This window comes from Nocardia sp. CC213A (assembly GCF_030766805.1).
Lineage (GTDB): Bacteria > Actinomycetota > Actinomycetes > Mycobacteriales > Mycobacteriaceae > Nocardia > Nocardia otitidiscaviarum.
Window position 1 is genome coordinate 123956 of record NZ_JASFXA010000009.1, and the last position, 26617, is coordinate 150572.

The 26617-nt window shown below is 68.5% G+C and carries 22 protein-coding genes; 10 read left to right on the top strand and 12 right to left on the bottom strand.

Annotation, left to right across the window (positions count from 1 at the left end; all coding sequences use genetic code 11):
* Nucleotides 1–160 precede the first annotated feature (160 nt).
* The 4 genes from QJS31_RS18385 to dnaA form a co-directional block, all read right to left on the bottom strand.
* A complete protein-coding gene (locus tag QJS31_RS18385) occupies nt 161–739 on the bottom strand; it encodes a DUF721 family protein (RefSeq protein WP_306357252.1) in 579 nt (192 codons plus the stop codon).
* 384 nt (nt 740–1123) lie between these two features.
* A complete protein-coding gene (gene recF, locus QJS31_RS18390) occupies nt 1124–2308 on the bottom strand; it encodes a DNA replication/repair protein RecF (protein WP_306357253.1) in 1185 nt (394 codons plus the stop codon).
* Nucleotides 2309–2443: 135 nt separating this feature from the next.
* Nucleotides 2444–3613 (bottom strand): DNA polymerase III subunit beta, encoded by a 1170-nt coding sequence (gene dnaN, locus QJS31_RS18395; protein ID WP_029932481.1) that lies wholly within the window; start codon nt 3611–3613, stop codon nt 2444–2446.
* A gap of 804 nt (nt 3614–4417) precedes the next feature.
* The gene (gene dnaA / locus QJS31_RS18400) at nt 4418–6274 is read right to left on the bottom strand and encodes a chromosomal replication initiator protein DnaA (RefSeq protein ID WP_306357254.1); all 1857 of its coding nucleotides are present in this window, start codon (nt 6272–6274) and stop codon (nt 4418–4420) included.
* A gap of 548 nt (nt 6275–6822) precedes the next feature.
* Between dnaA and rpmH the strand changes: the two genes are divergently transcribed.
* From rpmH to QJS31_RS18450, 10 genes are all read left to right on the top strand, one after another.
* The gene (rpmH, locus tag QJS31_RS18405; protein ID WP_081592136.1) at nt 6823–6966 is read left to right on the top strand and encodes a 50S ribosomal protein L34; all 144 of its coding nucleotides are present in this window, start codon (nt 6823–6825) and stop codon (nt 6964–6966) included.
* A 95-nt stretch (nt 6967–7061) separates the two neighbouring features.
* Nucleotides 7062–7448: a ribonuclease P protein component gene (gene rnpA / locus QJS31_RS18410; RefSeq protein ID WP_282776896.1), complete on the top strand. Its 387-nt coding sequence runs from the start codon at nt 7062–7064 to the stop codon at nt 7446–7448.
* Nucleotides 7445–7780 (top strand): membrane protein insertion efficiency factor YidD, encoded by a 336-nt coding sequence (yidD, locus tag QJS31_RS18415; RefSeq protein WP_282776898.1) that lies wholly within the window; start codon nt 7445–7447, stop codon nt 7778–7780. Before rnpA ends, yidD begins: the two co-directional genes overlap by 4 nt.
* 4 nt (nt 7781–7784) lie before the next feature.
* A complete protein-coding gene (gene yidC / locus QJS31_RS18420; RefSeq protein WP_282776945.1) occupies nt 7785–8885 on the top strand; it encodes a membrane protein insertase YidC in 1101 nt (366 codons plus the stop codon).
* Between the two features lie 78 nt (nt 8886–8963).
* Nucleotides 8964–9521 (top strand): protein jag, encoded by a 558-nt coding sequence (locus tag QJS31_RS18425; RefSeq protein ID WP_282776900.1) that lies wholly within the window; start codon nt 8964–8966, stop codon nt 9519–9521.
* A 121-nt stretch (nt 9522–9642) separates the two neighbouring features.
* Complete coding sequence (gene rsmG / locus QJS31_RS18430) at nt 9643–10344, top strand: 16S rRNA (guanine(527)-N(7))-methyltransferase RsmG (protein WP_282776902.1); 702 nt, start codon at nt 9643–9645, stop codon at nt 10342–10344.
* Between the two features lie 15 nt (nt 10345–10359).
* On the top strand, nt 10360–10803 hold the full coding sequence (locus tag QJS31_RS18435) for a hypothetical protein (RefSeq protein ID WP_282776904.1): 444 nt from the start codon (nt 10360–10362) through the stop codon (nt 10801–10803).
* A 381-nt stretch (nt 10804–11184) separates the two neighbouring features.
* Nucleotides 11185–12204 (top strand): ParA family protein, encoded by a 1020-nt coding sequence (locus QJS31_RS18440; protein WP_282776906.1) that lies wholly within the window; start codon nt 11185–11187, stop codon nt 12202–12204.
* Nucleotides 12205–12208: 4 nt separating this feature from the next.
* Nucleotides 12209–13246 carry a ParB/RepB/Spo0J family partition protein gene (locus QJS31_RS18445; protein WP_282776908.1) on the top strand — a complete coding sequence of 346 codons (1038 nt, stop codon included), beginning with the start codon at nt 12209–12211 and terminating at the stop codon, nt 13244–13246.
* Nucleotides 13247–13474: 228 nt separating this feature from the next.
* Nucleotides 13475–14206 carry a GNAT family N-acetyltransferase gene (locus QJS31_RS18450; RefSeq protein WP_282776947.1) on the top strand — a complete coding sequence of 244 codons (732 nt, stop codon included), beginning with the start codon at nt 13475–13477 and terminating at the stop codon, nt 14204–14206.
* Nucleotides 14207–14291: 85 nt separating this feature from the next.
* Here QJS31_RS18450 and QJS31_RS18455 read toward each other — a convergent pair whose 3' ends face one another.
* The 8 genes from QJS31_RS18455 to QJS31_RS18490 all read right to left on the bottom strand — a co-directional run bounded on the left by QJS31_RS18455 (nt 14292) and on the right by QJS31_RS18490 (nt 26368).
* Nucleotides 14292–15488, bottom strand: a complete 1197-nt coding sequence (locus tag QJS31_RS18455) for an N-acetylmuramoyl-L-alanine amidase (RefSeq protein WP_282776910.1) — start codon at nt 15486–15488, stop codon at nt 14292–14294.
* A gap of 220 nt (nt 15489–15708) precedes the next feature.
* Nucleotides 15709–16047 (bottom strand): thioredoxin, encoded by a 339-nt coding sequence (gene trxA / locus QJS31_RS18460; RefSeq protein WP_029932470.1) that lies wholly within the window; start codon nt 16045–16047, stop codon nt 15709–15711.
* 7 nt (nt 16048–16054) lie between these two features.
* On the bottom strand, nt 16055–17038 hold the full coding sequence (gene trxB / locus QJS31_RS18465; RefSeq protein WP_282776914.1) for a thioredoxin-disulfide reductase: 984 nt from the start codon (nt 17036–17038) through the stop codon (nt 16055–16057).
* A gap of 160 nt (nt 17039–17198) precedes the next feature.
* A complete protein-coding gene (locus QJS31_RS18470; protein ID WP_306357255.1) occupies nt 17199–18068 on the bottom strand; it encodes a hypothetical protein in 870 nt (289 codons plus the stop codon).
* Nucleotides 18069–18198: 130 nt separating this feature from the next.
* Nucleotides 18199–18786, bottom strand: a complete 588-nt coding sequence (gene sigM, locus QJS31_RS18475; protein ID WP_228807442.1) for an RNA polymerase sigma factor SigM — start codon at nt 18784–18786, stop codon at nt 18199–18201.
* Between the two features lie 192 nt (nt 18787–18978).
* Nucleotides 18979–23055 carry a murein biosynthesis integral membrane protein MurJ gene (murJ, locus tag QJS31_RS18480; protein ID WP_306357256.1) on the bottom strand — a complete coding sequence of 1359 codons (4077 nt, stop codon included), beginning with the start codon at nt 23053–23055 and terminating at the stop codon, nt 18979–18981.
* 344 nt (nt 23056–23399) lie between these two features.
* Nucleotides 23400–25916, bottom strand: a complete 2517-nt coding sequence (locus tag QJS31_RS18485) for a DUF6049 family protein (protein WP_282776922.1) — start codon at nt 25914–25916, stop codon at nt 23400–23402.
* Nucleotides 25913–26368 (bottom strand): NUDIX hydrolase, encoded by a 456-nt coding sequence (locus tag QJS31_RS18490; RefSeq protein ID WP_282776924.1) that lies wholly within the window; start codon nt 26366–26368, stop codon nt 25913–25915. Before QJS31_RS18490 ends, QJS31_RS18485 begins: the two co-directional genes overlap by 4 nt.
* Between the last annotated feature and the right edge of the window lie 249 nt (nt 26369–26617).

The window sequence follows — 26617 nt, forward strand, 5'->3', positions numbered from 1 at the left end:
ACCGATCCGACGATCCCCAGCCCATCCGCCCTCGGGCAAGGGCGGCGCATTCGAAGGCCCGACGCCACGAGGGCCGCCGTCAAGCGGGTCCGCACCACTGCCACAGCAGGCGCGGTCGAGTGACGCGGCCGAATCCGCCCCGGTGTGCGAGTGGTGGCGACTACCCGTAGGTGTCGCGCGGGCCGCGGCCCTTGATGTGGCGGTCGCCCTTGCGCCAACTGGGGGCCACCGGGCCGTTGATGCGCAACGAGGTGACCACGCCCTGGCCGACCGCGCGATTGATCTTGGCGAGGATCTGGGATTGCAGCATGCGCAGCTGCGTGGCCCAGGCGGTGGACTCGGCCTGAATGCTGAGCACCCCGTTCTCCAGGGAAACCGGGTGCGCGTGCGACGCGATGTCCTCCCCCACCACCGACTCCCAGCGACCGAAGACCATGCCCTCGGCGACCTTGCCGGACCAGCCGCGATTGCGCGCGAGCGCTCCCGTCAGCGCCGACAGCGCCTGCGGGTCGCGGTCGTCGGGATGCGCACCCGACCAGCCGCTGCGGCGACGGCGCAGTGCCCGCACACCGCCCTTGCGCGGCGAGGCCCGCCCCTGACCGACGGACTTTCCGGCCGCGCGGGCGGCGGCACGTGCCTCCTCGAGCGCGCGCCGAGCGAGGTCGATGCCCCGCAACTCCCCATCCGGCCCGCCTCCCGCCGCCGGAGCGTTGTCGGACCGTTCCGGTTGGTCACCCATTCCGATCCCTTCCCTTGCCGAGCCGCACGTCGCACCGATTCTGCCGTACGGGACCGACAGTGTCGCCATGCACGGAGTCACCATTGATCGGGTACCTCGATCGCTCGACCACGACCACATCGTGCGCGTCTTCGACCAGCGTTGGCCGGGCGGTGTTGTTGGGGGCGACGTCCGCCGGTCGGGTTCGACAGCCCGGCCCGCCCGCGGGCGACCGTTTTCCGCGCGACTCAGGTTCCGCGCGACTCCGGGAAGAATTTCCCGGCGGCACGGCTGTCACGGGCGGGCGAAGCGCAGCGGTGACTCGGCACCCGCAGGCAGCGCGACCTCACCCACGATGCGGAGGCGGGCCGCCTGGTCGCCGCGCGCGGCGGCGCGGGGATGCGCTCACGGTGCCGGAACCGCGATGCGGGAGATGCGGTCGTCGGCCTCGCCGGAGGTCTCCACCCGCAGCGGGTTGGCGTCCAGTTCGGGCGGCACGTCCTCCGGCACCGCGGCGGTGATCAGCACCTGTTCGGCGGTCGCGGCCACGGCGGCCAGGGCGGTGCGGCGGCGGCGGTCGAGCTCGGCGAAGACATCGTCCAGGATGAGCACCGGATCGCTGCCCTGGGTGCGCAGCAGTTCGAACGCGCCCAACCGCAAAGCCAGTGCGAAGGACCAGGATTCGCCGTGACTGGCGAAACCCTTGGCGGGCGCGGACCCCAGCATGAGGTCCAGGTCGTCACGGTGCGGACCGACCAGGCAGACCCCGCGTTCCAATTCCTTGGGACGGGCTGTGGACAACTCGCGCGACAGGATGGACTCCAGCACCTCCACGTCATCGTCACGTGGCGCTCGCGCCGGGTCCAGGAACTCCGGGGGCAGCGTGGCGCTGCGGTAGCTGATCGTGGCGGGCCGGGATTCCGGCGCGATCCCCGAATACGCCTGTGCGAGATGCGGATGAAGTTCGTGCACCAGTCGCAGCCGCTGCGCGAGCAGCACGGCGCCGTGCGCGGCCAGATGTCCGTCCCACACGTCCAGGGTGCTCAGCTCCGCCCCGGAACCGCCGCGGGAACGGGCATGGCGGCCAGCCGATTTCAACAGCGCCGAACGCTGCCGCAGCACCTTGTCGTAATCCGCCCGCACCCCGGCCAACCGCGGCAGCCGTGCGGTGGCCAGCTCGTCCAGGAAGCGGCGGCGCTCCCCCGGATCGCCGCGCACCAGCGACAGATCCTCGGGCGCGAACAGCACCGTCTGCAGAATCCCCAGGATCTCCCGGGTGCGGCGCACCGGCGAGCGGTTGATCTGCGCCCGATTGGCCGACCCCTGATTGAGCTCCACGTCGACCCGTAGCTCACGGCCGGAGTTCACCACCGTGGCCCCGATCCGCGCCCGCGACGCCCCGATCCGGATCAGGGGCGCGTCGGCCGCCACGCGGTGTGATCCGAGCGTGGCCAGGTACCCGACGGCCTCGACCAGGTTGGTCTTGCCGTTGCCGTTGGAGCCGAGGAAAACCGTTCGCCCCGGCGGCAATTCGAGGTCGGCCCGCTCCCAGGATCGAAAATCGAGCAGCGACAGCGCCCGAACGTACATCTACTCCACCGTGCCCGTCGCCCTGTGGAAATGTGCAGCGAGCTGGGGATATCCGCCGACGTACGACGAAATCCCCGCTCTCGCCGAGTTTTTCACAGGTTTGTCAACACTGTGCACAAACGTTCGATCCGCGGATCAGCCCGGGAGCCGGACCGGCATCAACAGGTAGATGTAATTACCGGTCAACGCCGCGAACGCGCCGGACTCCGAGGGCTCCGGTGCGTCGTCGGAGGCGGGCAGCAGGACCGCCGGACGGCTGGGAGTGGTGAAGCCGAAGGCCACCCGATCCGAGCGCAGCGCGGACAGGCCGTCCACCAGGTAGCCCGGATTGAAGGCGATGGTCAGCGGCTCGCCGCGGAAGTCGGCCACCAGCCACTCCTCGGCGCGACCGGCATCGTCACCGCCCGCGGAGAGCAGCAGGCCCTCCTCGTTGAACTCCAGCCGCACCTGCGCACCGCGCTCGGCCACCAGCGCCACACGCTTGATGGCCTCGGTCAGCGCGCTCACCGACAGGGTCGCGATGGAGGTGTGCTCCTTGGGGAGCAGCTGGCGGAACTTGGGGAATTCCGCGTCGAGCAGCCGGGTGGTGGTGCGGCGGCCGCCGTTCACGATGCCGAGCAGGCCGTCGGTACCGGTACCGAACGCCAGCTGCACGGGGGCATCGGACGGACCGAGGGTCTTACCGGCCTCGGAGAGGGTGCGTGCCGGAACCAGCACGGCGGTCTCCACATCGGGACGCCCCGGATTCCACTCCAGCTCACGCACGGCGAGGCGGAAGCGGTCGGTGGCCGCGAGCACGACCTTGGGGCCCTCGATCTCGACCCGGATGCCGGTGAGCATGGGCAGCGTGTCGTCGCGCCCGGCGGCGACGGCCACCTGGCCCACCGCCTCGGAGAACACGTCGACCGCGAGTTCACCGGTCTGAGGAGGAAGTTCGGGAAGCTGGGGATAGTCCTCGACCGGCATGGTGGGCAGGGAGAACTTGGCGCTGCCGCACTGGATCAGCACCCGGGTGCCGTCCACCGAGACGTCCACCGGCTTGTTGGACAACGCCTTGGTGATATCGGCCAGCAGGCGACCGGACACCAGGACCTGTCCGGGTCCGGCGACCTCGGCGGCCACCCGCATCTGCGCGGAGACCTCGTAGTCGAAGCCGGAGACCGTCAGCCCGCCCTCATCGGCCACGAGGAGTACGCCGCCGAGAACCGGTACCGGAGGCCGCGAGGGCAGGCTGCGAGCCACCCACGCAACGGATTCGGCGAAATCCTCGCGAGCGACCCGAAACTTCATGCTTGCAAGGTCCATCGCCCGGTCTGTCCTCTCCCAGTCTCGATCGTTCGTGATCTGTCTCGGCTCGTCCAGCGTCGGCTCGACGCCTAGGGCAGCTGGTGAATCGGCCGCCTCGAAGTCTGGCATAGACGACCGACACCAAACCGTACCCGCGCGAGGCGTCGTCGCCAACGTCGACCCTCCGGCGTCTTCGGGTGTCGATCTTCGACCGTCCCGCTTCTCCCTGCCGTTCGTTCGGGTGTGGAGGGGGCCGGGGCGCACCGTGCGCTCCCGAGCCGAGTTTCCACACCGCCTGTTTTAAAGAAGAGATCTCTAGAAGAGAAATCTAAGTAGTAATAGGGGCTGTGGATTCTGTGGACTCCGCTCGTTTCCGCAGCTGAGAGTGGGTGGCGGCGTGGGGATGTCCGTGGGGTGTCTCGAGGATGAACGGGGAGCGTCTGTGGACCGCCCGAAGTTGTCCAACATCCATCCTCGAGTCGTCCTCGAGTTGTTCCACGATTCCACCCCACTCTGCCCACATCTGAGCGAATCCGGGGACAACTCGAGGATTCCTCGAGGACCTGACAGGGAGTCCTCGAGGAATCCACAGGGCATAACTCGTGTCCTGGCAGGTCAGGCCCCGTGGATGAATCGGCCTGTGGGAACTGTGCACTACCGCCTGTGCACCGCTGTGAGTAGAGCCCTGGGGGCAAACCCGTGGACAACAGTGGGATTCCTCGAGGAATCCACATGCTTTCCTCGAGGACTCCTCGAGGAATCCACAACCCAGAAAACAGAAGACCCCCACGTCAAGTGACGTGGGGGCCTGTTAGCTGTGGATCAGCGGGAGCGCTGCTTGATTCGGGCTGTGAGTTCTTGCACCTGGTCGTACACCCGGCGGCGTTCGGTCATCTCCTTGCGCACCTTCTTCTCGGCGTACATGACCGTGGTGTGGTCGCGCCCGAACGCCTGACCGATCTTGGGCAGGGATAGATCGGTGAGTTCGCGGCACAGGTACATGGCGATCTGCCGGGCCTGCGCCAGCGGCCGCGCCTTGCCGGGACCGGTCAGTTCCTCCAGCGTGGTGTTGAAGTACTCCGCGGTCACGGCCATGATCGTGGCCGCCGTGATCTCCAGCGTGGCGGTGTCGGGCATGAGGTCGCGCAGCACCACCTCGGCCAGCGACAGATCCAGCGGCTGTCCGTTCAGCGAGGCGAACGCGGTGACCCGGATGAGCGCGCCCTCCAACTCGCGGATATTGCGCTCCACCCGGCTGGCGATGAGCTCGAGCACGTCGTGCGGCACATCGAGACGGTCCATCCGGGCCTTCTTGCGCAGGATGGCGATCCGGGTCTCCAGCTCCGGCGGCTGCACATCGGTGATGAGGCCCCATTCGAACCGGGTACGCAGCCGCTCCTCCAGCGTGGCCAGCTGCTTGGGCGGCCGGTCCGAGGACACCACGATCTGCTTGTTGGCGTTGTGCAGCGTATTGAAGGTGTGGAAGAACTCCTCCTGGATACCTTCCTTGCCCTCGATGAACTGGATGTCGTCGACGAGCAGGATGTCGGTTTCCCGGTAGCGCCGTTTGAAGGCCACCTTGCGGTCGTCACGCAGCGAGTTGATGAAGTCGTTGGTGAACTCCTCGGTGGACACGTACTTCACCCGCATGCCCGGGAACAGCCGCTGGGCGTAGTGGCCGGCCGCGTGCAGCAGGTGGGTCTTGCCCAAACCCGAAGCGCCCCAAACGAACAGCGGATTGTAGGCGCGGGCCGGAGCCTCCGCGATGGCCACCGCGGCGGCGTGCGCGAAACGGTTGGAGGCGCCGATGACGAAGGTCTCGAAGGTGTACTTGGCGTTCAGGCTGGCCGAGGAGGGGGCGGGGGTGTCGCGCTCGGGCGGCTTGTTGAAGTAGGTGGGCCACGAGTTGCGGACGTTGACCACCGGCTCCTCGTCGTCCACCGGACGCCGCGCCGCGGGCATGGACTCGGGCTCCGGCTCCGGTTCGGTGGGAAACAGCGATTCCTGTCCGGGCGGCATGGGCGGGGTGCGGTGCGTGCTCTCCCGACGGCGCGGCGCCGGAGCCACGGGCGGCGTCATCGGCTGGGACATGGCCTCCGGCATGCGCTCCGGCATGGGGTCCGGCAATTCTTCGGCCATCGGATCGAGCGGACCCTGACCGTAATCCACAGGTGGATAGTTTTCTCGGGATTGATAGTCCGAGGGCTCCCCGTAGCGCGGGGGTTCGGGATAGTCCGGAGCGCTCTGGTAGCGCGGCATCGGATGCTCGGCGGGTGGCGGTTCGGGCACCGGAGCGTACTGCGGCGGAGCCGGTCGGGGCTCGCGCGGACGCTCCGGGCGGGAGGTCATCCGGGCGTGGCGGGGGTTCGGGGCGCGGTCGGCGGGCGGGTGCTGCGGTGCGGCTATCCGCACGCCGAGACCCTCGACCTGAGGGCCGAGCCGACGGGCGAGCGAGCGCAGGATGGGTTCGCGCAGATCGCGTTCCACCACCTGCTGAGCGAGCGGACCGGATACCGAGAGCAGGGCGAATCCCTGCGCGAAGGTGATCGGCGTAATGAGCCCCAGCCAGGCCTTGAGGGCCTTGGAGACGGGCTGGATGTCACCATCGGAGGAACCGGTGGTGAGTTCGGCCACGACCTCGGGCCATACGGCGGTCAACTCGTTCTGCTCGGCGTCCACTTACGGTCGTCCTCCCCGGAGTAGGTCGAATGGAGCAGACGGTCGGGCACTGCTCGGAACTCCCACATTCCGGACACAGCGAGGACGCGTCGGCCCTACGAATATGCCACTCCAGGGGTCTTTCCACACAATTATCCACAGATGTGGACAACCTGGGGATACGCGTGTCGCCGCGGGTGAGCCCCCAAATCAGGCGTGGACCTGCGGTTCTTCAGCAACCGATCAGCAACTGTCGGGCGACTCGCAGGAAAGCCGGTGCCAAGGACCGTACACGACGACCCCCGCTCGACACGAACCCCCAGGAGAGGCGGCGATAATCGGCATGTCGTCGGCCGGCGGCCCTACGCTGAACACAGCGACAGCCATCACGTAACCCCGAGTTTGACCCCCGATCACTGGGTCAGTACCCTCGTACAGTCACCCTATGGTGCGGTGGCGGCTGTCTGCTGCCCGTGCCTCCAGGGTATTGCGCGCGAGTCTCTCGCGACACGTTTCACCGACAAGCTTCGGGCGTCACCAGGCGCCCACCACCTAGAGGAGTGTTGACCGTGGCCAAGGGCAAGCGGACGTTCCAGCCGAACAACCGTCGTCGGGCGCGGGTCCACGGGTTCCGCCTCCGGATGCGGACCCGTGCGGGCCGCGCCATCGTTTCCGCGCGTCGTGCCAAGGGCCGCGCGCGGCTCACGGCCTGATTCCGGTCCTACCCGGACTCGGCGTCGCATGACCGGCTCGCCGTACGGATCGTTCCTCCGGACTCCCGCTCACTCCTCCCCGCTCGGATGCTCAGGTGCTGCCTGAGCCCTATCGGCTGCACCGGCGTACCGACTTCGCCCGGACGGTGCGCCAAGGCCGACGGATCGGGAGGCGGGATCTTGTCGTGCATGTACTACTAGCCGACGGGCAGGAGGCGAACCGTGACCACCCGAGTATTCGGGTGGGCGGGCCGCGATTCGGATTGATCGTCAGCAAGGCGGTGGGAAACGCGGTGGTACGCCACCGGGTGGCCCGCCGCCTGCGTCATATCTGCGCAAGCGTGGCCGCCGATCTGCCCGAGGGCGCGGATGTGGTGTTGCGCGCCCTGCCCGGCGCCGCGGACGCTCCGTCCGACGAATTGCGACGGCAGCTGCGTGCCGGTCTCCGTAAACTCGGCGTCCTCACCGGCAGCGAAGCATGACCGCCCTGCGCGCGGTCGCGCGATTCCCGGCCAGGGCCCTGATCTTCCTCATCGAGCTGTATCGGACCTACATCTCCCCCACTCGCATGCCGGTGTGCCGGTTCACCCCCACCTGTAGCGAGTACGCGGTGACGGCGCTGCGCACCCGAGGTCTCGTCGTGGGACTCGGACTGACAGCCGTGCGGCTGGCCAAATGTGCGCCCTGGCACCCTGGTGGGTGGGACCCCGTACCGGAACGGAAGGACGCCCGCACGTCTGCTCCGGACGAGGCATCGACTTGTAAAGGGTCACCGCCCGCGGTGACCGGCGATACGAACGACGGGAGTGCATAGAGCCGTGCTCGACTTCATCTACTACCCGGTGTCGGCCATTCTGTGGTTCTGGCACCGTGCCTTCGGCTTCGTGCTGGGCTACGACAGCGGATGGTCCTGGACCCTGGCCGTGGTCTTCCTCGTCTTCACGCTGCGCTTGGTGCTGTACAAGCCCTTCGTGAAGCAGGTGCGCACCACCAAGCAGATGCAGGAGTTGCAGCCGCAGATCAAGGCGCTGCAAGCCAAGTACAAGAACGATCGCCAGAAGATGGCGCTCGAGATGCAGAAGTTGCAGAAGGACCACGGCTTCAACCCGCTCATGGGTTGCCTGCCGGTGCTGTTGCAGGTGCCGGTGTTCCTCGGCCTGTTCCATGTGCTGCGGTCGTTCAACCGAACCGGCCACGGGTTCGGTCAGCTGGGCCTGTCGGTGGAGGAGAACGCCAACACCGCCAACTACATCTTCAGCGCGGCCGACGTCCAATCCTTCCTCGGCGCACGTATTTTCGGAGCGCCGCTGTCGGCCATGATCACCATGCCGGACAGCATGATGGCGGCCTTCACCGCCTCCGGCCCGGAGCCCTCCCGCATCGCCATCGCGGCCGTCTCGATTCCGCTGATGATCATCGCCGGTGTCGCCACCCACTTCAACGCCCGCGCCTCGGTGGCCCGGCAGAGCCCGGAGGCGCTCGCCAACCCGCAGGCCGCGCTGATGAACAAGCTGGCGCTGTACGTGTTCCCGCTCGGTGTGCTCGTCGGCGGTCCGTTCCTGCCCGTCGCCATCCTCGTCTACTGGGTGTCCAACAACATCTGGACCTACGTACAGCAGCACCTCGTCTTCGGTCATATGGAGAAGGAAGAAGAGGCGAAGAAGGCCGCCGCCATCGAGCGTCGGGCCGCGAATGCTCCGAAGCCGGGCGCCAAGCCGGTCGACACCCGCAAGAAGCCCGCCGCCATTGCCGATTCGGATAGGGCCGATGCGGATGCGGCCGACGACTCCTCCGATGCCGCTCCCCCCGCGACGCAGAACGGCGCCAAGCCGCCCGCCAAGCCCGCCGCCAAGTCGAGCGGTGGCGGCAAGAAGCGCTCCGGCAGTCGCGGGCGCGCCAATCAGAAGAAGCGGCGCTGAGCCATCAGCATTCATCAGCGTCATCAGCTTTCATCGGCGTGAGGCTGCGCCGGACAATTGCAGATTAAGGAAACGACAATGACTGTTGAGACCGACGGAGGGGATTCCACTGTGACGGCTGCTGCCGCGGACACCGAGGCCGATGTCGTGAACGATGATGTCGCGAACGATGCCGAGGAAGCACTCATCGAAGAGGGTGAGATCGCGGGCGACTACCTCGAGCAGTTACTGGACGTCCTCGACTTCGACGGCGATATCGATCTCGATGTCGAGGGTGACCGCGCGGTGGTGAGCATCGACGGCGGCAAGGATCTGGACAAGCTCGTCGGTCGGCGCGGGGAGGTGCTCGACGCGCTCCAGGAGCTGACCCGCCTGGCCGTGCAGCAGACGACCGGTGTGCGCAGCCGCCTCATGCTCGATGTGGCGGGCTGGCGGGCGAAGCGCCGCTCGGAGCTCAGCGCGCTGGGCACCGAGGCGGCCCGCCGGGTGGCGGAGACGGGAGAGCGTGAATCGCTCGCTCCCATGACGCCGTTCGAGCGCAAGATCGTGCACGACGCCGTGGCGGCCGTCGACGGTGTGGTCAGCGAGAGCGAAGGCGTGGAACCGAACCGTCGCGTGGTCGTCCTCCCGGGCTGACACGGAAGCCGCGAAACCCGTAGGGCCCCTGGTTCCGAGAACCGGGGGCCCTACGCTTATCTCTAGTCCCCCCGCCCCGCCGCTTCACTGCGGGGAAGTTTGATTCCACTTCTTCGGAAGGATGTTTCACGTGGAACCGGATGCCGATGTGACCGCTCCCGATCTCGCGCCGCCCGCTGAGGCGGCGGTGGTCTTCGGTGATCGACTCGCGCTGGCCGAGAAGTACTGCCGGGCGCTCGCGACCGCGGGCGTGGAGCGCGGACTCATCGGGCCCAGGGAGGTGCCGCGGCTGTGGGATCGCCACATCCTCAACTGCGCGGTGGTGGGTGAGCTCATTGCGCCGGGTTCGACCGTGGTCGACGTCGGCAGCGGTGCGGGGCTGCCCGGAATCCCGCTCGCCATCGCGCGGCCGGACCTCCGCATCACTCTGGTGGAGCCGCTGCTCCGCCGAACCGTGTTTCTGGCCGAGTTCATCGAGTCGGCCGGACTGGATGTCACCGTGGTGCGCGGGCGCGCTGAACAGTCCGGTGTGAAGAAGGAAGCCGGCGGTGCGGATGTGGTCACCTCCCGCGCGGTCGCTCCGCTTGCGAAGCTGGCGGGCTGGTCCATGCCGCTGGTGCACGAGCACGGCCGGATGCTCGCCCTCAAGGGAGCCAGCGCGGCCGAGGAGTTGGAGCGCGATCGCGGTGAGCTGACCCGCGCCGGGGCGGGGCGGCCGCGGGTAATGGAATGCGGAGTGGGCGTGCTGTCCACTCCGACGGTTGTCATCAGTGCCGAGCGTCTCCCCCGCGCCGAGCGTCGGCAGCAGCGGCGCGGGCGCTGAGTCGGAGGGTATGGGATGTCGGTTCGATTCCTGAATGTGGATGTGGAGGTTCGCGATAGCGCGGACCTCACGAGTCTGGGCGCGGCACTCGAGGCACTCGGGCGAGACGTCTCACTCCTCTACTGCGGCGAGATGGAGCCGGGGCGCTGGATGCTGTCGTTCGAGGCGTACCTCGAGACCATGGACGATCCGGATGTGGTCGCGGCAGCGTGCTGCGCGGCGGTCGAACAGCTGCCCGCGGCGGCGCGGGCGCGGTGGGACGAGGCCGAGGATCGCGTCTTCGATATCGGCTTCGATGCCGCCGTGGACGGACACGTCGGACAGCCGATGCTCTCCCCCGTGACTCTCGCTCGCGTCGCCGCAGTCGATGCCCGGCTCGCCATCTCCGTCTACACCCACGACCTTGTTTCACGGGAAACATCGGCCGACTCCGAACCGATCGCCCTCGACGCGGACTGATCGGAGCGACCGCCCGAACCCACGCCCGGAGCGCATGTTTCATGTGAAACATCGTGAAAAGTGTGCGCGAAACCCGAACTTCGGCGATGCGAGTGCGTGTCGGACAGTGATCAGTGCCGTTCAGCTTCCGTATTGTGTTCGGTGCTGGCAAGCTAGGAGCGTCGAGCGAGCGCAGACCCGCGATGCCCGGCACCCGGCTCGGAAGTGGCTTCGGAATGGGTATCGATCTCGCACCTCGCATCCTCTCGGTGAGTACGCAGCGTCGCGTGATCGTAGGCAAGTGGCGACACCGCCCACTCGCCCACGAGCGTGGCTGCGGTGGCATGGGTGCGCAAATCAGCTCGACCACGTGTCTTGAAGTTCTCGGGGTTAGGAGCCTGTATGTCGAACGGTCCGGCGAATGTTTCACGGGAAACAACGTCGCGGGTCCCCGGATTGCTGGAGAGTGGGGGCGCCGGCGCTGAAGAGTTCGGCCGCACTGCCTTCGGGAACATCTCCCCCGCCGAAACCCCGATAGCGGCGGAAGCGCACCGCGCCAGCCAGATCCTGCATCCGGGCACGGCCAGCATTCCGCGCCCCAAGGAGCAGCGCGTCATCACCATCGCCAATCAGAAGGGCGGTGTCGGCAAGACCACCACGGCGGTCAACCTCGCCGCCGCCCTCGCCCTGCAGGGGATGCGCGTGCTGGTGATCGACCTCGATCCGCAGGGCAATGCCAGCACTGCACTCGGCGTCGAACACCACTCCGGGGTGCCGTCGAGCTACGAGCTACTCATCGGCGAGGTGTCGGTCCGGGATGCGATCCAACAGAGCCCGCACAATGAGCGGCTGCTGTGCATTCCGGCGACCATCGACCTCGCCGGCGCGGAGATCGAACTCGTCTCCATGGTGGCGCGCGAGAGCCGCCTGAAGACCGCCATCCAGGACGCCAATCTCGCCGGGTACGACATCGACTACGTGATGATCGACTGCCCGCCCTCGCTCGGTCTGCTCACCGTCAATGCGATGGTGGCCGCCAAGGAGGTGCTGATCCCCATCCAGTGCGAGTACTACGCGTTGGAGGGTGTAGGTCAGCTGCTCCGCAACATCAGCCTGATCCAATCGCACCTCAACCCCGCCCTGCACGTCTCCACCGTCGTGCTCACCATGTACGACGGCCGCACCAAACTGGCCGACCAGGTGGCCGAGGAGGTGCGCGGCCACTTCGGCGACGCGGTGCTGAAGTCGGTCATCCCGCGCAGCGTCAAGGTGTCCGAAGCGCCCGGCTACGGCATGACGGTGCTCAACTACGATCCCGGTTCGCGAGGAGCGATGAGCTACCTCGACGCCGGGCGCGAGATCGCGGCTCGGGCCACCCCGGCCGCGGCGGGAGAATCACACACGGATGAAAGGGGTCGATAGGCCGATGAGTCAGGCGAAGAAAGGTGGACTGGGACGCGGTCTCGCCGCGCTGATCCCGACCGGGCCCGCGGCGACCCAGGGCCTCGGCAGTGCCGCTGCCAATGTCGTCATCGGCCTGGACCCGATTGGGCCGCAACCCGCTACGGCGTACCTGCATCGCGTACCCGATCCGGCCGACGGCGAGGCCGCGGCGGATGTGGGCGCGGAGCCGGGCGCGGATGCGGGCGCGGTGTATCGGGAGATTGCGCCGGAGCTGATCGAGCCCAATCCGAAGCAGCCGCGCACCGTCTTCGAGGAAGAGGCGCTGGCCGAACTGGTGCACTCCATCAAGGAGTTCGGCCTCATGCAGCCGATCGTGGTGCGCCAGTTGGCGGAGTCGCCGACGCCCCGCTATCAGCTCATCATGGGCGAGCGGCGGTGGCGGGCCAGTCAGGAAGCCGGGCTCACCGCCATTCCGGCGATCGTGCGCGAGACCGCCGACGGCTCGCTGCTGCGCGATGCGCTGTTGGAGAACATCCATCGTGTGCAGCTGAATCCGCTCGAAGAGGCGGCGGCCTATCAGCAGCTGCTGGAGGAGTTCGGCGTCACCCACGAGGAATTGGCCGCGCGACTGGGCCGCTCCCGTCCGGTGGTGACCAATATGATCCGCCTACTCAAGCTCCCCATCCCGGTGCAGCGCCGGGTCGCGGCCGGAGTGCTTTCCGCCGGACATGCCCGCGCCCTGCTGTCCCTGGAGGCGGGAGCCGAAGCACAGGAGGCGCTCGCGGCGCGGATCGTCGCCGAAGGGCTCTCGGTCCGGGCCACCGAGGAAGCGGTCACCCTCGCCAACCGGAACCCGGATACCGCCGCCACTCCCCCGGCGCCGAAGCGTAAGCCCATCCAGATGCCGGGTCTCCAGGATGTGGCGGAGCGGCTGTCGGAATCCTTCGACACTCGGGTCACCGTGGCACTGGGCAAGCGCAAGGGCAAGATCGTCGTCGAGTTCGGATCCATCGACGATCTGGAGCGAATTGTGAGCCTGATGGAGCAGACAAAGCCCTAACCCTGGGCCCGGAGCCGAAACGTCACAGTGACGGTCTTGTTCGTCGGGGTGCTCGCCGAGCTGCCTCGAGCCTGGATCAGAATGGACTGGTAGTGCGCGCTCCGGATGACCCAAACGAAAGGTTCGGTAGGTGACAACTGATCTCGTCAGGGTCGTGGTAACTCACCGGGTAAGCCTCGTAGCGGCTCGTGGCTGCGCGCCGACCTCGCGGAGAGGTGGATGAGCGCGGTGTCCAGCAGTGTTACCGCACTGACTCTCGACGGACTCGACAAGCTGCCTGGGCACGCGCGCCGCTGCGTGTTCTGGGAGATCGATCCGGCAGTGGCCGCGGACTGCTACGAATTCAGCGATCCGGTCTTCGAGAAGGAAGCCTGGCTCTCCACCGTCATGCTGGAGTGGGGATCATGCGGACAGGTGGCCCTGGTGGACGGGCAGTCCGTCGGCTGCGCGCTGTACTCGCCGCCGAGCGCGGTGCCGCGCGCCGGACTCTTCCCCACCTCGCCGGTGAGCCCGGACGCGGTCCTGCTGACCACGCTGCGGTCCGAAATGCCGTACCAGGACAACGACATAGCCCATCAGCTGATCCAGGCCGTGGTGGCCGATCTGGTGCGTCGCGGTGTACGGGCCATCGAGGCGTTCGGCATTCGTCGGGAGCCGCCCAGCACCGCCATGCCGGACCGTCTGCTCGGTTCCATGCGGCTGATGGAACGCATCTCCACTCCCCCGCACGGCATTCCGACCGCTTCGGCATCACATACCTGCACTCCGGACAACTGCATGATCGAGGCCGACTTCCTGGAGGACGTGGGATTCAAGGTCGTTGCCTCCCACCACCGGTTTCCACGGCTGCGATTGGAACTCGACAGCGACCACCTGTGGAAGGAAGATGTGGAGCGCGCGCTCGACCAGTTGCTCGCGGCCGCGTCGATGACCGTCCCGGGACGGGTGCTCACGCTCTGAGCACCCGCGGGGACGCGCACCCTCGGATAACGAAAGAGCCCCAGGATGTCCTGGGGGCTCACGTCTTTCGTGACCGCTTGCGCGCTCAGATGCGGTCGGCGGCGGCCAGTTCCTCGGCCAGCAGTTCCGCGAAGGTGTAGGTGCCGGTCGGCTGGTCGTCCTGACCGAGCAGGTAGAGGCGTTTCACGGAGATCAGGATCGCTTCGGCGATCACGTCCCGCATGCGCGGATTGGTGAGTACCGAGGCGTCGTAATCATTGGTGAGATAGCCGATATCGACCTGCACGGTGGGCATCTTGGTGAGCCGCAGCAGATCCCAGGTGCGGGCGTGGGTGCGACAGTCCTGCAGCGAGGTGCGCGCCACGATCTCACGCTGGATGAAACCGGCCAGCACCTGGCCGATCATCGAGGTGGAGCCATGTGAATTGCCGAAGTGGAAGCTTGCCACCCCGCTGGCCGACGGGCTCGGATTGGTGGCGCAGCGCAGCGAGATCATGAGGTCGGCATCGAACGTGTTGGAGGTCTCCGCGCGCTCCGCGTCGGAGGGATTGGCTCCCCACGGCCGCGACAGGAAGGTCTCCATACCGGTGGCCGCCATGCGGCCCTCGAGCCGGGAGGCCAAGTCCCACAGGATCTCCGACTCGTACACATCACCGAATTCGGTGGGTACGGCGAACCCCTTGTCCGGGCCGCCGAGGCCGGGATCGATGACGATGCGCTTGCCGGTGAGCTGCGGTCCGGCGCGGTGCACCACCTCTTCCTCGGCGATGCGGTGCGGGTTGCCGCCGGTTACGCGAGCGCCCAGCAAATCCAGCGACCGCAGGGTGTCCGGGCCGCAGATGCCGTCGGAAGCGAGACCGATCTCACGTTGGAAGGCGGTGAGCGCCTCGTGGGTGTGCGGGCCGAAATACCCGTCCACGCGGTGCACGTAGAAGCCCAGGTCCTGCAGTCGGCGCTGGAGTGTCGCGACGTCGTCGCCGTACAGCGGAGCGGACAGCTGGTAGATGAGGGTGCGCGCACCCAGTCGGTAGGACGCCTCCTTCAGCGCCCGATAGGTGGCGGGGCCGACGACGCCGTCCACGAGCAGACCGCGATACTGCTGGAAGGCGCGGACCGCGGAATCCAGATCATGATCGAAAACAGCGTCCGAATCCTTCCAGTACTCACCATTCGGTCCCGACTGATCGGAATGCGGGTGAGTGTGCAGGAATCCGAGACTTGCGAGGGTGCTCCGAACCTCTGCTACGGCTGGTCCACTATCGCCGTGACGAAGTCGGTGCATGCGTGAGAGCCCTTTCCTTCCGCCAACCCGGGTACCCACTCATGCGTTGGTTCACACCTTCCGCACGACCGGAGCGTCGGTCGATTGTCTCAGACCCGGACCGAATTTCGGCAATCTGTCGAGTGCAGGAATCCTACCCCGGCGGTAGCGTCAGGGGCCGGAGGTAGGAGCCCGCGGTGAACCACAGGCTCCTACTCGCGCCAGATCCTATCCAGCGTCGTCAGATGACGCCTTCGAGTTCGCGCAGAAGGGCCGCTTTGCCCTTCGCTCCGACAATTCGCTTGGTTTCCTTGCCCCCTTGGAACAGCACCATGGTAGGCAACGACAGAATGCCGTAGTGCTTCGAGGTCTCCGGATTGGCGTCGGCGTCCAGCTTGGCGATGGTGATCTTGTCGCCGTGGGTGGCGGCGATCTCCTCCAGCACCGGGGCGACCATCTTGCACGGACCGCACCACGTCGCCCAGAAGTCGACCAGCACCGGCTTGTCGCTGATCAGCACCTGATCCGCGAAGGTCTGGTCGGTGACGGTGATCGTCGCGGAGGTCTTGGCGTCGGACATGATTCTCCTACTGGGTTACTTCGACCGGCTGACCGGCGTGATCGAGAGTGTTGCTGGTGATGTCGCCCTGTTCGGCCAGCCAGCGCTCGGCGTCGATGGCCGCGCGGCAGCCCGTTCCGGCGGCGGTGATGGCCTGCCGGTAGGTGTGATCGACCAGATCGCCCGCGGCGAAGACGCCCGGCAGCGAGGTGTAGGTGCTCTGCCCCTGCACCTGCACGTAGCCCTCGCCGTCCAGCTCCACCTGGCCGCGCACCAGCTCGCTGCGCGGGTCATGGCCGATGGCGACGAACAGGCCGGTGGCGGGGAATTCCGAGGTCTCCCCGGTCCGGGTGTCGCGCAGCGTCAGGCTGGTGACGCTGTTCTCACCGTTGACCTCCACGACCTCGCTGTTGAGGACGAAGCGGATCTTCTCGTTGGCCTTGGCGCGCTCGAGCATGATGCGGGAGGCGCGGAACTCCTCGCGGCGGTGCACGATGGTGACGCTGGAGGCGAACTTGGTGAGGAAGGTGGCCTCCTCCATGGCGGAGTCGCCGCCACCGACCACCACGATGTCCTGGCCCTTGAAGAAGAAGCCGTCGCAGGTGGCGCAGGCGCTGACGCCGCGGCCGAGCAGCTTCTGCTCACCGGGTACGCCCAGGTAGCGGGCGGCCGAACCCATGGCCAGGATGACCGCGTAGGCCTCGTGGGTCTCGCCGCCGACCACGACCTTCTTGATCGGACCGGTGAGGTCGAGCTCGTCGACGTCCTCGGTGCGGATGTCGGCGCCGAACCGCTTGGCCTGCTCGCGCATCTCCTCCATGAGATCCGGGCCCATGATGCCGTCGCGGAAGCCGGGGAAGTTCTCCACCTCGGTGGTGGTCATGAGCGCGCCGCCGAATTGGGTGCCCTCGAACAGCAGGGGTTCGAGTTCCGCGCGCGCCGCGTACACGGCTGCGGTGTAGCCAGCTGGTCCGGAACCGACGATGATCAGGTCGCGTACAGGCGTGCTCAAGGGGCCCTCCGAGGCAGTGTGAAACTCAGCGTGTCGGTCAACAACAGCCTAAACGCTGTTGTTCCCGCGGCTGCTGAGCGGGCAGGACGGCGTGGGCCAGGTCGCCGTGGATCAGGTCGCCGTGGATCAGGTCGCAGCGGCTCGCCCGGGTCGCGGTGGGTCAGCCGATATCGGTATTGGCGAGCACCCGGGGATCGTCCGGTGTGCAGTCGGCCCCGAGCACCACGGCGGTGATCGTGGGAGCCTCCGGTCCGGTGAGGAGGACGAGGGCGGCGTCCTGCCCGCCGTAGATGACATCGCGGGAGCCGAGGATGGCGCGGTCCAGGCCCGCGCCCGCGAGGCAGCCGGTGAGCGTTTCCCGGGTGGCGAGGGGGCCGGTGGCATCGTAGCGGCCCAGCGCGCTGAGCACGGTGGTGGAGGTGAGGTCATCGGTCAGTCGCAGCGGTGCGGGATCGGCCATCGGCGGGGCGTCGTCGCCGCGCAGGGCGTCGGCGGCGACGAAGGCTCCGGCGACGAGTGCGACCGCGGCCGCGACGGCGGTGATCCATCGCAGTCGGGTGGTCCACGGTGCCGGATCGCGCGGGGCGCCGTCGAAATAGTCGCTGTCCGTATAGGTTTCGATGAGGTCGGATTCGATGGGGTCGAGATCGGTGGCGGTGAGTTCGCCGGTGTCGAACGGGGAGACGGCGGGCATGGGGGCGGTGGCCGCGGGGTTGGCGCGGTCGGGATGCAGGCGGTGCACGGTGGCCATTCGTTCGCTCGGATCGGGGGTGTTCACGAGGTCGTCGATCATGCGCTCGAGGCGGGCGGTGACCTCGGCGGGCATGGGGTGGACGATGCGGTCGTCACGGCCCAGCGCGCGCAGGTCGCCGTTCACCCGGTCGAGGGAGCGCAGGTAGCGCATGGCATTCGGATCGCGACGCACCTGTGGCCAGAGCCGCCGCGACAGCTGTGCGGGCATGTTCCCGGCGTGCAGGTCGGCGAGCAGTTCGGGCGAGTAGGGAGGTTGCGGCACGGTGTCGGTCGCCATCACGCCTCCAGCTGTCTCGTGCTCGTCCATTGCCCCTCCAGGTCGGGCCTGTCATGGGAAGTCGCGGACCGGTACCGGGGTCCGCGAGAACATCGACATTCACTTCGCTTCTATGTAGGACGCAGCTGCGCTAGGTTCGGTTCCCGTCCTCGCGCAGGGATTTCAACTGTTGTTCGAGCCGCCGTCGACCGCGGGCGCACCGGCTCTTGATCGTGCCCTCCGGTACGCCCAGCAGTTTCGCGGCATCCGCGACCGAATACCCTTCCAGCTCAACGGCCACCAGTGCGGTGCGCTGATCGGCGGGCAGGCCGAACAGGGCCGCGTCCACGATCAGCGTCGCCTCCCGGGCCGCGAAATCATCTCGGGCATAAGGGGGTTCGTACAGCGTCTCGTCGGGTAACGGTACCGTGCGGCGGAGCTTGTTGCGACGAATCCGATCCAGACACGCGTGCAACACGATGGTATGCAGCCAACTGCGCACCTCGGCATCGCCGCGGAAGGAGGCGGCCTTGCGGTGGGCGGACAGCAGGGCGTCCTGTAGCGAATCCGCGGCGTCCTCCGGGGTGGCGGAGGCACGGACGGCGGTCTGCCACAGGTGATCCCGGTGGCGGCGCAGCAGTTCCGCGAACGCGTACCGGTCCCCCCGGGCGTGTGCGGAGAGCAGCGCATGGTCGGGCGTGTCGGACAAGCCCTCGTGGCGTTCGTTCGATTGCGACAATACAAACCCCTGCCGAAGAGTTCGGCTGATCATATCCAGCGTCACGATTCGGCAGCAACGATCCGGCGAAGAAAGACGCAGCTAGCGGGCGTTTTCGGGCGAATCGGGCGGATGTGGGGCGGTGCGGAAGGCCGGTGTGGTCACGGCGCTGTGACGTGCGGGCGGCCGGGGTCACCGGGCGCGGTGGCGCGACTAGGGCGCGGCTTCGAAATGCACTTCGGAGAGCGAGGACTGGTACTGGCCCCCGTTGTTGCCCAGGGCGGTGATCCAGATCAGCACGTAGCGGGTCGACTGCTCGGAGCTCACCGGAATCTCGGTGGCCCCCTCGCCGAGCGTCGCCGACCCGATCAGCTGCGTCTGATCGAGGGTCGGCGCCGCGGTCGGTGAACTGCGGATCTCCACCATCGTCCCCGGGGTCTGCGAGTCGATCACCACCTTGGTGAGCTTGCCCGGGCTGCCCAGCGTGGCCAGCACCCCGACCCCGTTCTTCAGGGCCGGGAACTGCTGGAAGTACTGGTCGGTGCGCCAGAAGGTGGCCGGATCATTGTCCAGCACCGCCGACACACCGCCGATATTGTCGGGCGTGCCCTCCGGGGAGTACACCGAGACGCCCGTGATGGGCATCGGCACCCCACCCGTCGGCGCGGCCGGAGTGGGCTCCGGCGCGGGGCCGCCGGGGACGGCCGGTGCCGAGGTGGCCGTGGTGAGGCCGATATTGCGCTGCTCGTTGAGCGGCTGATCGGACGCCCCCGGCGCGAAGATGCTCAACAGCCACCAGATCACCACGCCGACCACCAGCGCGGCGAGCACGCCGAGCCCGACCAGGATCCACATCATCCGCTGCGAGCGTTCCTTCTCGGCGGCGAGCAGTTCCGGATCGGCGAGCGTCTCATCGGGTGCGCTGGGGGCGCGCTGTCCGAGTCGCAGCACCGGAATGAAGTCGGTCTTCTGATCGACCACCGACGCCTGCTCCAGCACGTGCTGCACGGTCGCGGCGGTGCGTACGCCCTTGTTCGACTCCAGCGAGCGCACCGCCACCGCCGAGATCTCGAACGGCACCTCCGGGCGGATCTGGCGAGGCTCCACGGGGGTGCCGTCGGGCCCGAAATCGGCCAGCCGGAGCCCGCCCACGGTGGCCGCGCTGCCCGTCATCCCGCCGGTGCGGATGGGCCAGCGGGCGACGGTGAGGGCGTAGAGCATGGCGCCGAGCCCGCGCACGTCCGACTGCGCGTCGGAGTCGGCGAGGGTGCCGGGGAAGGCGAGCACCGCGTCACCGGAGGCGCTGATGCGAATCCGGTCCGGGTGATCGATGGACAGCGAGCCGCCGCCGCGGTGGGCGAGTTCGGCCGCCGCGGCCAGGGCCCGGATGGCGCGGGCCGCGCCGATGGGCGAGGGCTGCGTCTCGGCCATCTCGCGCAGCGATCGACCCGGTGTCCATTCCGCCACGACGATGCCGCCCGAGGAGCCGCGCACCACGTCGAGCACGCGCGCCAGACCCGGTGAGTTGATCCGGCCCAGGCGCAGGGTGCGCGACAGAATGGCTTGCGGCCCATCGTGTCCGGAGTTGTCCGCGGCCTTCTGGTCGGCGTCCACGAAGGTCAGCGCGACCTCGCGGTCCAACTTCACGTCCAGGGCCTGCCAGAACCGCAGGCCGCGCGCGCCGCCGTGCCCGGCGAGCAGCCGGTAGCGGCCACCCGCCACGGATGCGCCCGCGATCAGCTTGGGGCCGCGCTGAACTCGTTTGGACGGTGCCTCCACACGTAGCGGCGGCATGGGCATGACACCGGTCTGCGTGGGATCGGCCGGTGCCTCGTGGCCCGAATCCGCTTGCCGCTCTTGCTGGGCCGGGGCGTCGGCGGTGTCCGCCGCCTCGGCTCTCTCCGGCGCTGCTCCGGTCTGCGAACCCGGAGGAACGTCGGTCGAGAGCCCGCCTCCCGCGGCCGTCGCAGATTCGGCGGCCGGGACGCCGCCCGCCGCGTCGTCGCTCACCCTCGTTCCTCCTTCGCCGTAAAATGTCGAAGTCCGCTCCTGGATCGGGTCGCCGACGGCGCGATCGTCGGTCTCCGACGCCGCGCGGGCGTCGCCGCCCGACACTGCGCGAGTACCCGAACCGGTCTCGCCGCGAACGCCGGATCCGGCGGTTGCGTTTCTCTCCGGAACAGGGTACGGGAATTGACCCTTTCCAGTGTTGTCAACCGCCTCGGGTCGAACGACCGGCAGCACCATGGTCTGCGCGTCCAGGTACGGGTCGTACCGGTAGTAGTACGGCGCGGCCCGCAGATCGGCCATGGGCAGCACCATGGTGGCGTCGACGCCGTCGGCCGGACCTTCCAGATCCAGATCGGGTGCGGGCGGCGCGAAGCCGAGGCGGCGCGAGATGGCGACGGTGATGGCCACGATCTCCGGAATGCCGGCCAGTCGCATCAGACCGAAGGCAACCGCGAACATGACGATGGCGGTGAGCCCGACCCGCACCAGCGAGCCCAGCCCGCCGAAGGAGTCCGACAGCCGGTGCAGCCCCAGCACCTGGTCCACGATCCACATGACCGCGCCACCGGCCAGTGACGCCAGCAGCACCCGCGTGATGGTGCGGCCCACATTGGTCATGCGCAGGTCGCCGAGGCTGCGATGCAGCAGGAAGCCGCCGATCACCGCGCCCGCCACGAAGCCGAGACCATTGGCCAGACTGAGGCCGATCACCACCTGGTCGGGTCCGAGCACCATCGGCATGATCGCGGAGAACACCACCTTCACGGTGGTGATGCCGAGAATGATCCAGGTTGGGGTCCACGCCTGCTCCCGGGCGTAGAACACGCGCAGGTGGATCAGCACCAGCGCGTACGGGATCAGCGTGAACGCCGACCAGGCCACGGCCTCGCCGAGCCGTCGCGCGTCGCCGCCGAAGTTGCCGTAGCCGTAGAGCGCCTGACCGATCTGCGGTCCGGCCAGCGTCATGAAGACGACCACCGGCAGCAGCGCGATCATGGTGAGCCGGGTCGCCGCGCCGAGATCGTCCACCACGGCGGGGGTGTCGTCGGCGGCGGCATTGCGGGACAGCCGCGGCATGATCGCGGTCAGCACGGTCACGCCGAGCACGCCGTACGGGAGTTGCAGCAGCAGCCAGGCGTTCTGGTAGATGGCCGGACCCGCGGCGTCCATATGCGAGGAGATGCGGGTGGCGATCACCCATCCGGCCTGACTGATCAGGACGTACAGGATGATGGCCGCGCCCATGCCCGCGAACATCTTGAGCCGGTCGTCCACGCCCCACAGCGGCTTCAGGCTGATGCCCTCGCGGCGGATGGCGGGCAGCAGGCTCATCGCCTGCACGATCACGCCGATGGTGACGCCGAGTCCGAGTAGCAGCAGTTTCGGCTCGCCCATGCGCACCGGGTCGAGGGTGATCTCCCCCGGCGTCACGGCGTACAGCACCAGGACGACGAGCACCACGACGTTGTTCAGCACCGGAGCCCAGGCACCGGGTTTGAACACCTGATGGGTATTGAGGATGGCCGTGAGCAGCGCCGTCATGCCGTAGAAGACGATGGCGGGCAGCAGCAGGAAGGTCAGCGCGGTGGTGAGGGCGACGTTCACCTCACCGTCGTCGGACAGGAAGACATGCGTGACGAGCACCGGCGCGGCGGCCGTCACCAGCAGGGTGCCGATGCCCAGCACCGTGAGGGCGGCGGTGTACAGCCGCCGGACGAAGGCCGCGCCGCCGTCGGGGTCCTCCTTCTCCGCACGCACCAGGGTCGGCACCACGATGGCGGTGAGCACCGCGCCGACCAGCAGTTCGGAGATCATGGTCGGGATGGTGGCCGCGACGGTGTAGGCGCTGGCGATGGCCGGGCCGAGCACGGTGAGCAGCAGCAGCTGTTTGCCGAATCCGGTGATGCGGCTGATCAGCGTGGCGAACGCGATGGACCCGGACTCCTTGACCAGGCGGGCGTTCGAGCTCTCGGCCTGCTGGGCCGTTTTCACCACGGTGGTGCGCGGTAGCGGCTGGCGGTCCGAGGGCGGCGTCGGATAGCGCTGGGGTTGGACGGGCCGCTGCGGCGGCGGTGTGACATGTCCCCAGTGGTAGCGCTCCTCCGGCGGCACCTGCCCGTGGGCGGCGTGGCGCGGGCGCTGGGGTTCGGGGCGCGGGCGCTGGGATGCCGGGTACTCGGGTTCCGAGTACTGGGGTTCCGAGTACTGGGACGCAGGGCGCTGGGGTTCCGGGTGCTGGGGCGGTTGCGGCCGGGGCGGTAGTCCGGCCGGTCGCCGCATGACGGGTGGTTCGGGTGCCGGATACTCCGGTCCCGAGGGGGGACCGGACGGTTGACCTGGTAGCGGGCCGGGGCGCGGCTGCGGCCGCCCCGGCTGCCCCTGCCGTGGCTGCGGCTGGCCGTGTCGGGGTTGTGGGCGGCCGGGCTGTCCCGGTCTCGGTTGCGGGTGCGCGGGTTGCTCCGGTCCGGGCTGGGGCTGTCCTTGCCGCGGTTGCGGTCGGCCCGGCGGCATTCCGGGTCCACCGGGTTGTCGTCCCACGCCTCGCTCCCAGGGTGCGGAGGGGGCGCGCCGTGACGGCGGCCCCTCGGGTTCGCGGCCCGATGAGCGCGGTTCACCGTGTTCGCTCATCGGTCCTCCTGTCGTTGCATCTCCCGCTTGCGGGCACGCCGGAACCGATTCACCCGACGTCGGGTCTCCGGATCGAACCCCTCATCGGCCGGATCGGCCTGCCCGCGGAAGCGGTGCCACAGGCGGCGTCCGGCCAGCAGGAACAGCAGCGCGCCCGCGCACCCGGTAATTATCGCCAACGCCTGACCATAGGCGTTGGAACGCACCGATACCGTTACGGCATCGCCGAGCGGCACCCCGTCCGGCGTGGTAAGTGCGATGGGTATCACCAAGTTTCGGCTGTCACTCACCTCGGTGGGGATCTGGAAGGAGCGGGTGCCCTTGGCGGGCAATACCTCCTCGCCGACATCGGTGATCTTCGTCTCGGCGGGCGCGTCGATGCGGAATTCGACGCGGATGGCGACCGGCAGGTCGTTGCGCGCCACCAGCAGCAGCGGACTCTGTTCCGAGGCGAGGGTGTAGACGCCGCCCGGCGGCAGCACGGTCACCGATCCGAACAGTTCGTGCAGGGTGCCGGTGGTCTGGTCGAGGCGGCGCTGGGCGACGGTGTCGGGCTGGCCACCGCTGCGCCGATCCGACAGCGTCAGGGTTCGGATCAGATCGTCGCGCAGCGGGGTGAGGAAGGCGCGCGGGCTCAGCTCCTGCTGCGGCACCTCCACCAGCGCGTTCATCAGTTCGGTAATGCGATGCGCCTGGGCGCGCACCGGGTCCACGAAATGCCGCGGCACCGATTCGTCGGCGGCCTGGCTCAGATAGTCGAGCTCGTAGGGCTGCGGGTCGGCGGGCTGGGTCAGCAGGTCGGTGAACGGGCGCGGGACGGCGAGATTGTCGCGGAAGAGCAGCTGCAGCTGCTCGAGCAGCGCGGTGGCCTCCTCCCGATTCGCGCCCCACTGCTGCGGCGGCATGAACAGCGCCGCCCCCGGCCGGTCCGGCCGCGGGTTCAACGCAGACCAGGAGATGGCGCCGAGAGCGTCCTGGAGTCGCGCGGGGCGGGAGTCGGCGTTGACGTCGTAGCGCACCGACTGCGGGGTGAACGACGGCGTCGGCGGATGGGAGCCGATGGCGGCCAGCGCGGTGGCCGACCAGATGTCGAAGGTGGCCACCCGCAGTCCGGGATCGATCGGCGGCGGCGCGCCCGCCACCGGATTCAGCGGGATGTCGGGCAGCCGCACCATGTCCGGATTCTCGGCCGGGGCGGGTGCGTCGATGGTGTCGTCGGCGGTGGCGGTGGACCGGCCGTCGGTGGGGACGACCGCGTTGTCGGCGAGTACGGCGGTGGTGACGCCGTGCGCGGCCAGCAGATGCGCCGCCTCGACGTCGATGGTGCCCGCGTCGGGCAGATTCACCCCGCGCAGCGAGGTGACCGAGAGCAGGGAGTCGACCACGTCGGCGGGGGCGACCAGCGCCCGATGGGTGAGGGCCGGATCGTTGACGGCGGCCAGCGCGGTCTCGTCGACCTGCGCGAACGGCAGTGCCACCGTGCATAATCCGGAGGCGACGGTGCGCAGCCGGTCCAGCCAGGTCTTGGCGGCCTGCGCGCCGGTGCCCACGCGGGTGGGTCCGTCCGGATCGGATGGACTGGCCAGCACGCGGTAGCCGGTGATCATCGCCGACACCGTGACCAGCAGGTCCGGGTCGATGGCCAGACACAGCGCCGAGGCCAGCCCGCCGCCGGAGCGGCTGTCGTTGCGCAGCGCCGATTCCAGGGCCGAGAGCAGTTGGTCGAGACGCCCGCCGGAGCTCAGCGAGGAGGCCAGCTCGTCGTCGGTGAGCAGCGCCTGACCGTCCACCGAGCCGGGGATGCCGGCCATCAGCCGGGGCCGGTCGGCCAGCGGCCACAGCATGGTGGTGGCCACCGGCGGCGCGGCGGGGGCGGCCGGAACCGGCGGCGGGGCGTCGACGGAGGTGTCGGCGGTGGCCGGGACGCCGAGTACGGGCAGTAGGAAGCGCGCGTCGTCGAGTCGGGCCTGATTGCCGTAGGCGGGTTCGCCGTTGACGTTCAGCAGCAGCGGATAGACGCCGGGCTCGGTGATCTGGAGGTCGGTGACGTCGCTGGGCATATCGCCGCCGCCGCGCAGGGCCACGGTGAAGCTGAACTGTTGATGGTCGCCCGGGCTGAGCCGGTCGGACACCGCTCGGAACGCACCGGTGACGTCGTAGTTGATCTGATCCAGCTGCAGCGCGGTGCGCAGTTCGCTGGCCGCGGTCACGGGCCGGGCCCGCTGGACGCGGATGCTGATGTCGTCGACCACGCGGTCGCCGATGTTGGTGACGGTTCCCGAGACCACGAAGTAGGGGTCGCTGGTGGTGGTGATGACCGTGGGCGTCACCGAATCCAGGGACAGCTTCAGGAATTTCGGGCCGGTACTGCTGCCGTAGCCGTTGCCGTCGGGCTGGCCGGCGGCGGGCACGGCGCAGACGCCGGTCGCCACGACGGCCAGCATCACCGTGACGAGCGACAGCAGCCAGCGGTGCAGCGGCCTGTTCGGACGCAGGGACCCCGCACGCGTCATTGTCTGCCGTTCTCCATCCGATCGATCAGCCGCTTCGCCACCTCCGCCAGCCTGCGTTCGTCGGCGTACGCGAGCCGGGAATCGAGTTCGCCCAAGGGAACCCAGGCCACCTTGGTGACCTCCACGTCGGCGTCGGACAGTTCCCCGCCGATCGACCGCATGAGGTAGTGATGCACCGTCTTGTGTACCCGGCGGCCCTCGGTGACGAACCAGTAGTCGATGCTGCCCAGTTCGGCGACCACCGTGCCGTGGATACCGGTCTCCTCCGCGACCTCGCGGATCGCGGTCTGTTCGGCCGTCTCCCCCTCTTCGATATGTCCTTTCGGTAGCGACCACAGTAGGCGGCCGCGCCGATCGGTGCGTCCGATGAGGGCGGCGGAGGCTTTGTCGCGGGGGCCGTCGAGACCGTCGACCACGAGTCCGCCCGCCGAGGTCTCCCGGACGGTACGCATGCGGGGTTTCGGCGCATTACCGGCCGAACCGCGGCGCCGGGGCTGGCGGCGTCGACTGTTCGCGCGATCGGCCGGAGGAGACACTGCGTCAGTCTAGCGGGCAAGGGCGCAGGTGCCGCCTCGCTGCGTCGAGCTGCCGGAACGCCGCTGCAAACACCCCTCGGCCGGGGTGTCGCGACCGCTCCCCCGTGCCGTCCGGAAGCGCCTTCGCGGGCAGTCCACCGGGTCCGGCGGCGCGTCGCGCCGGGT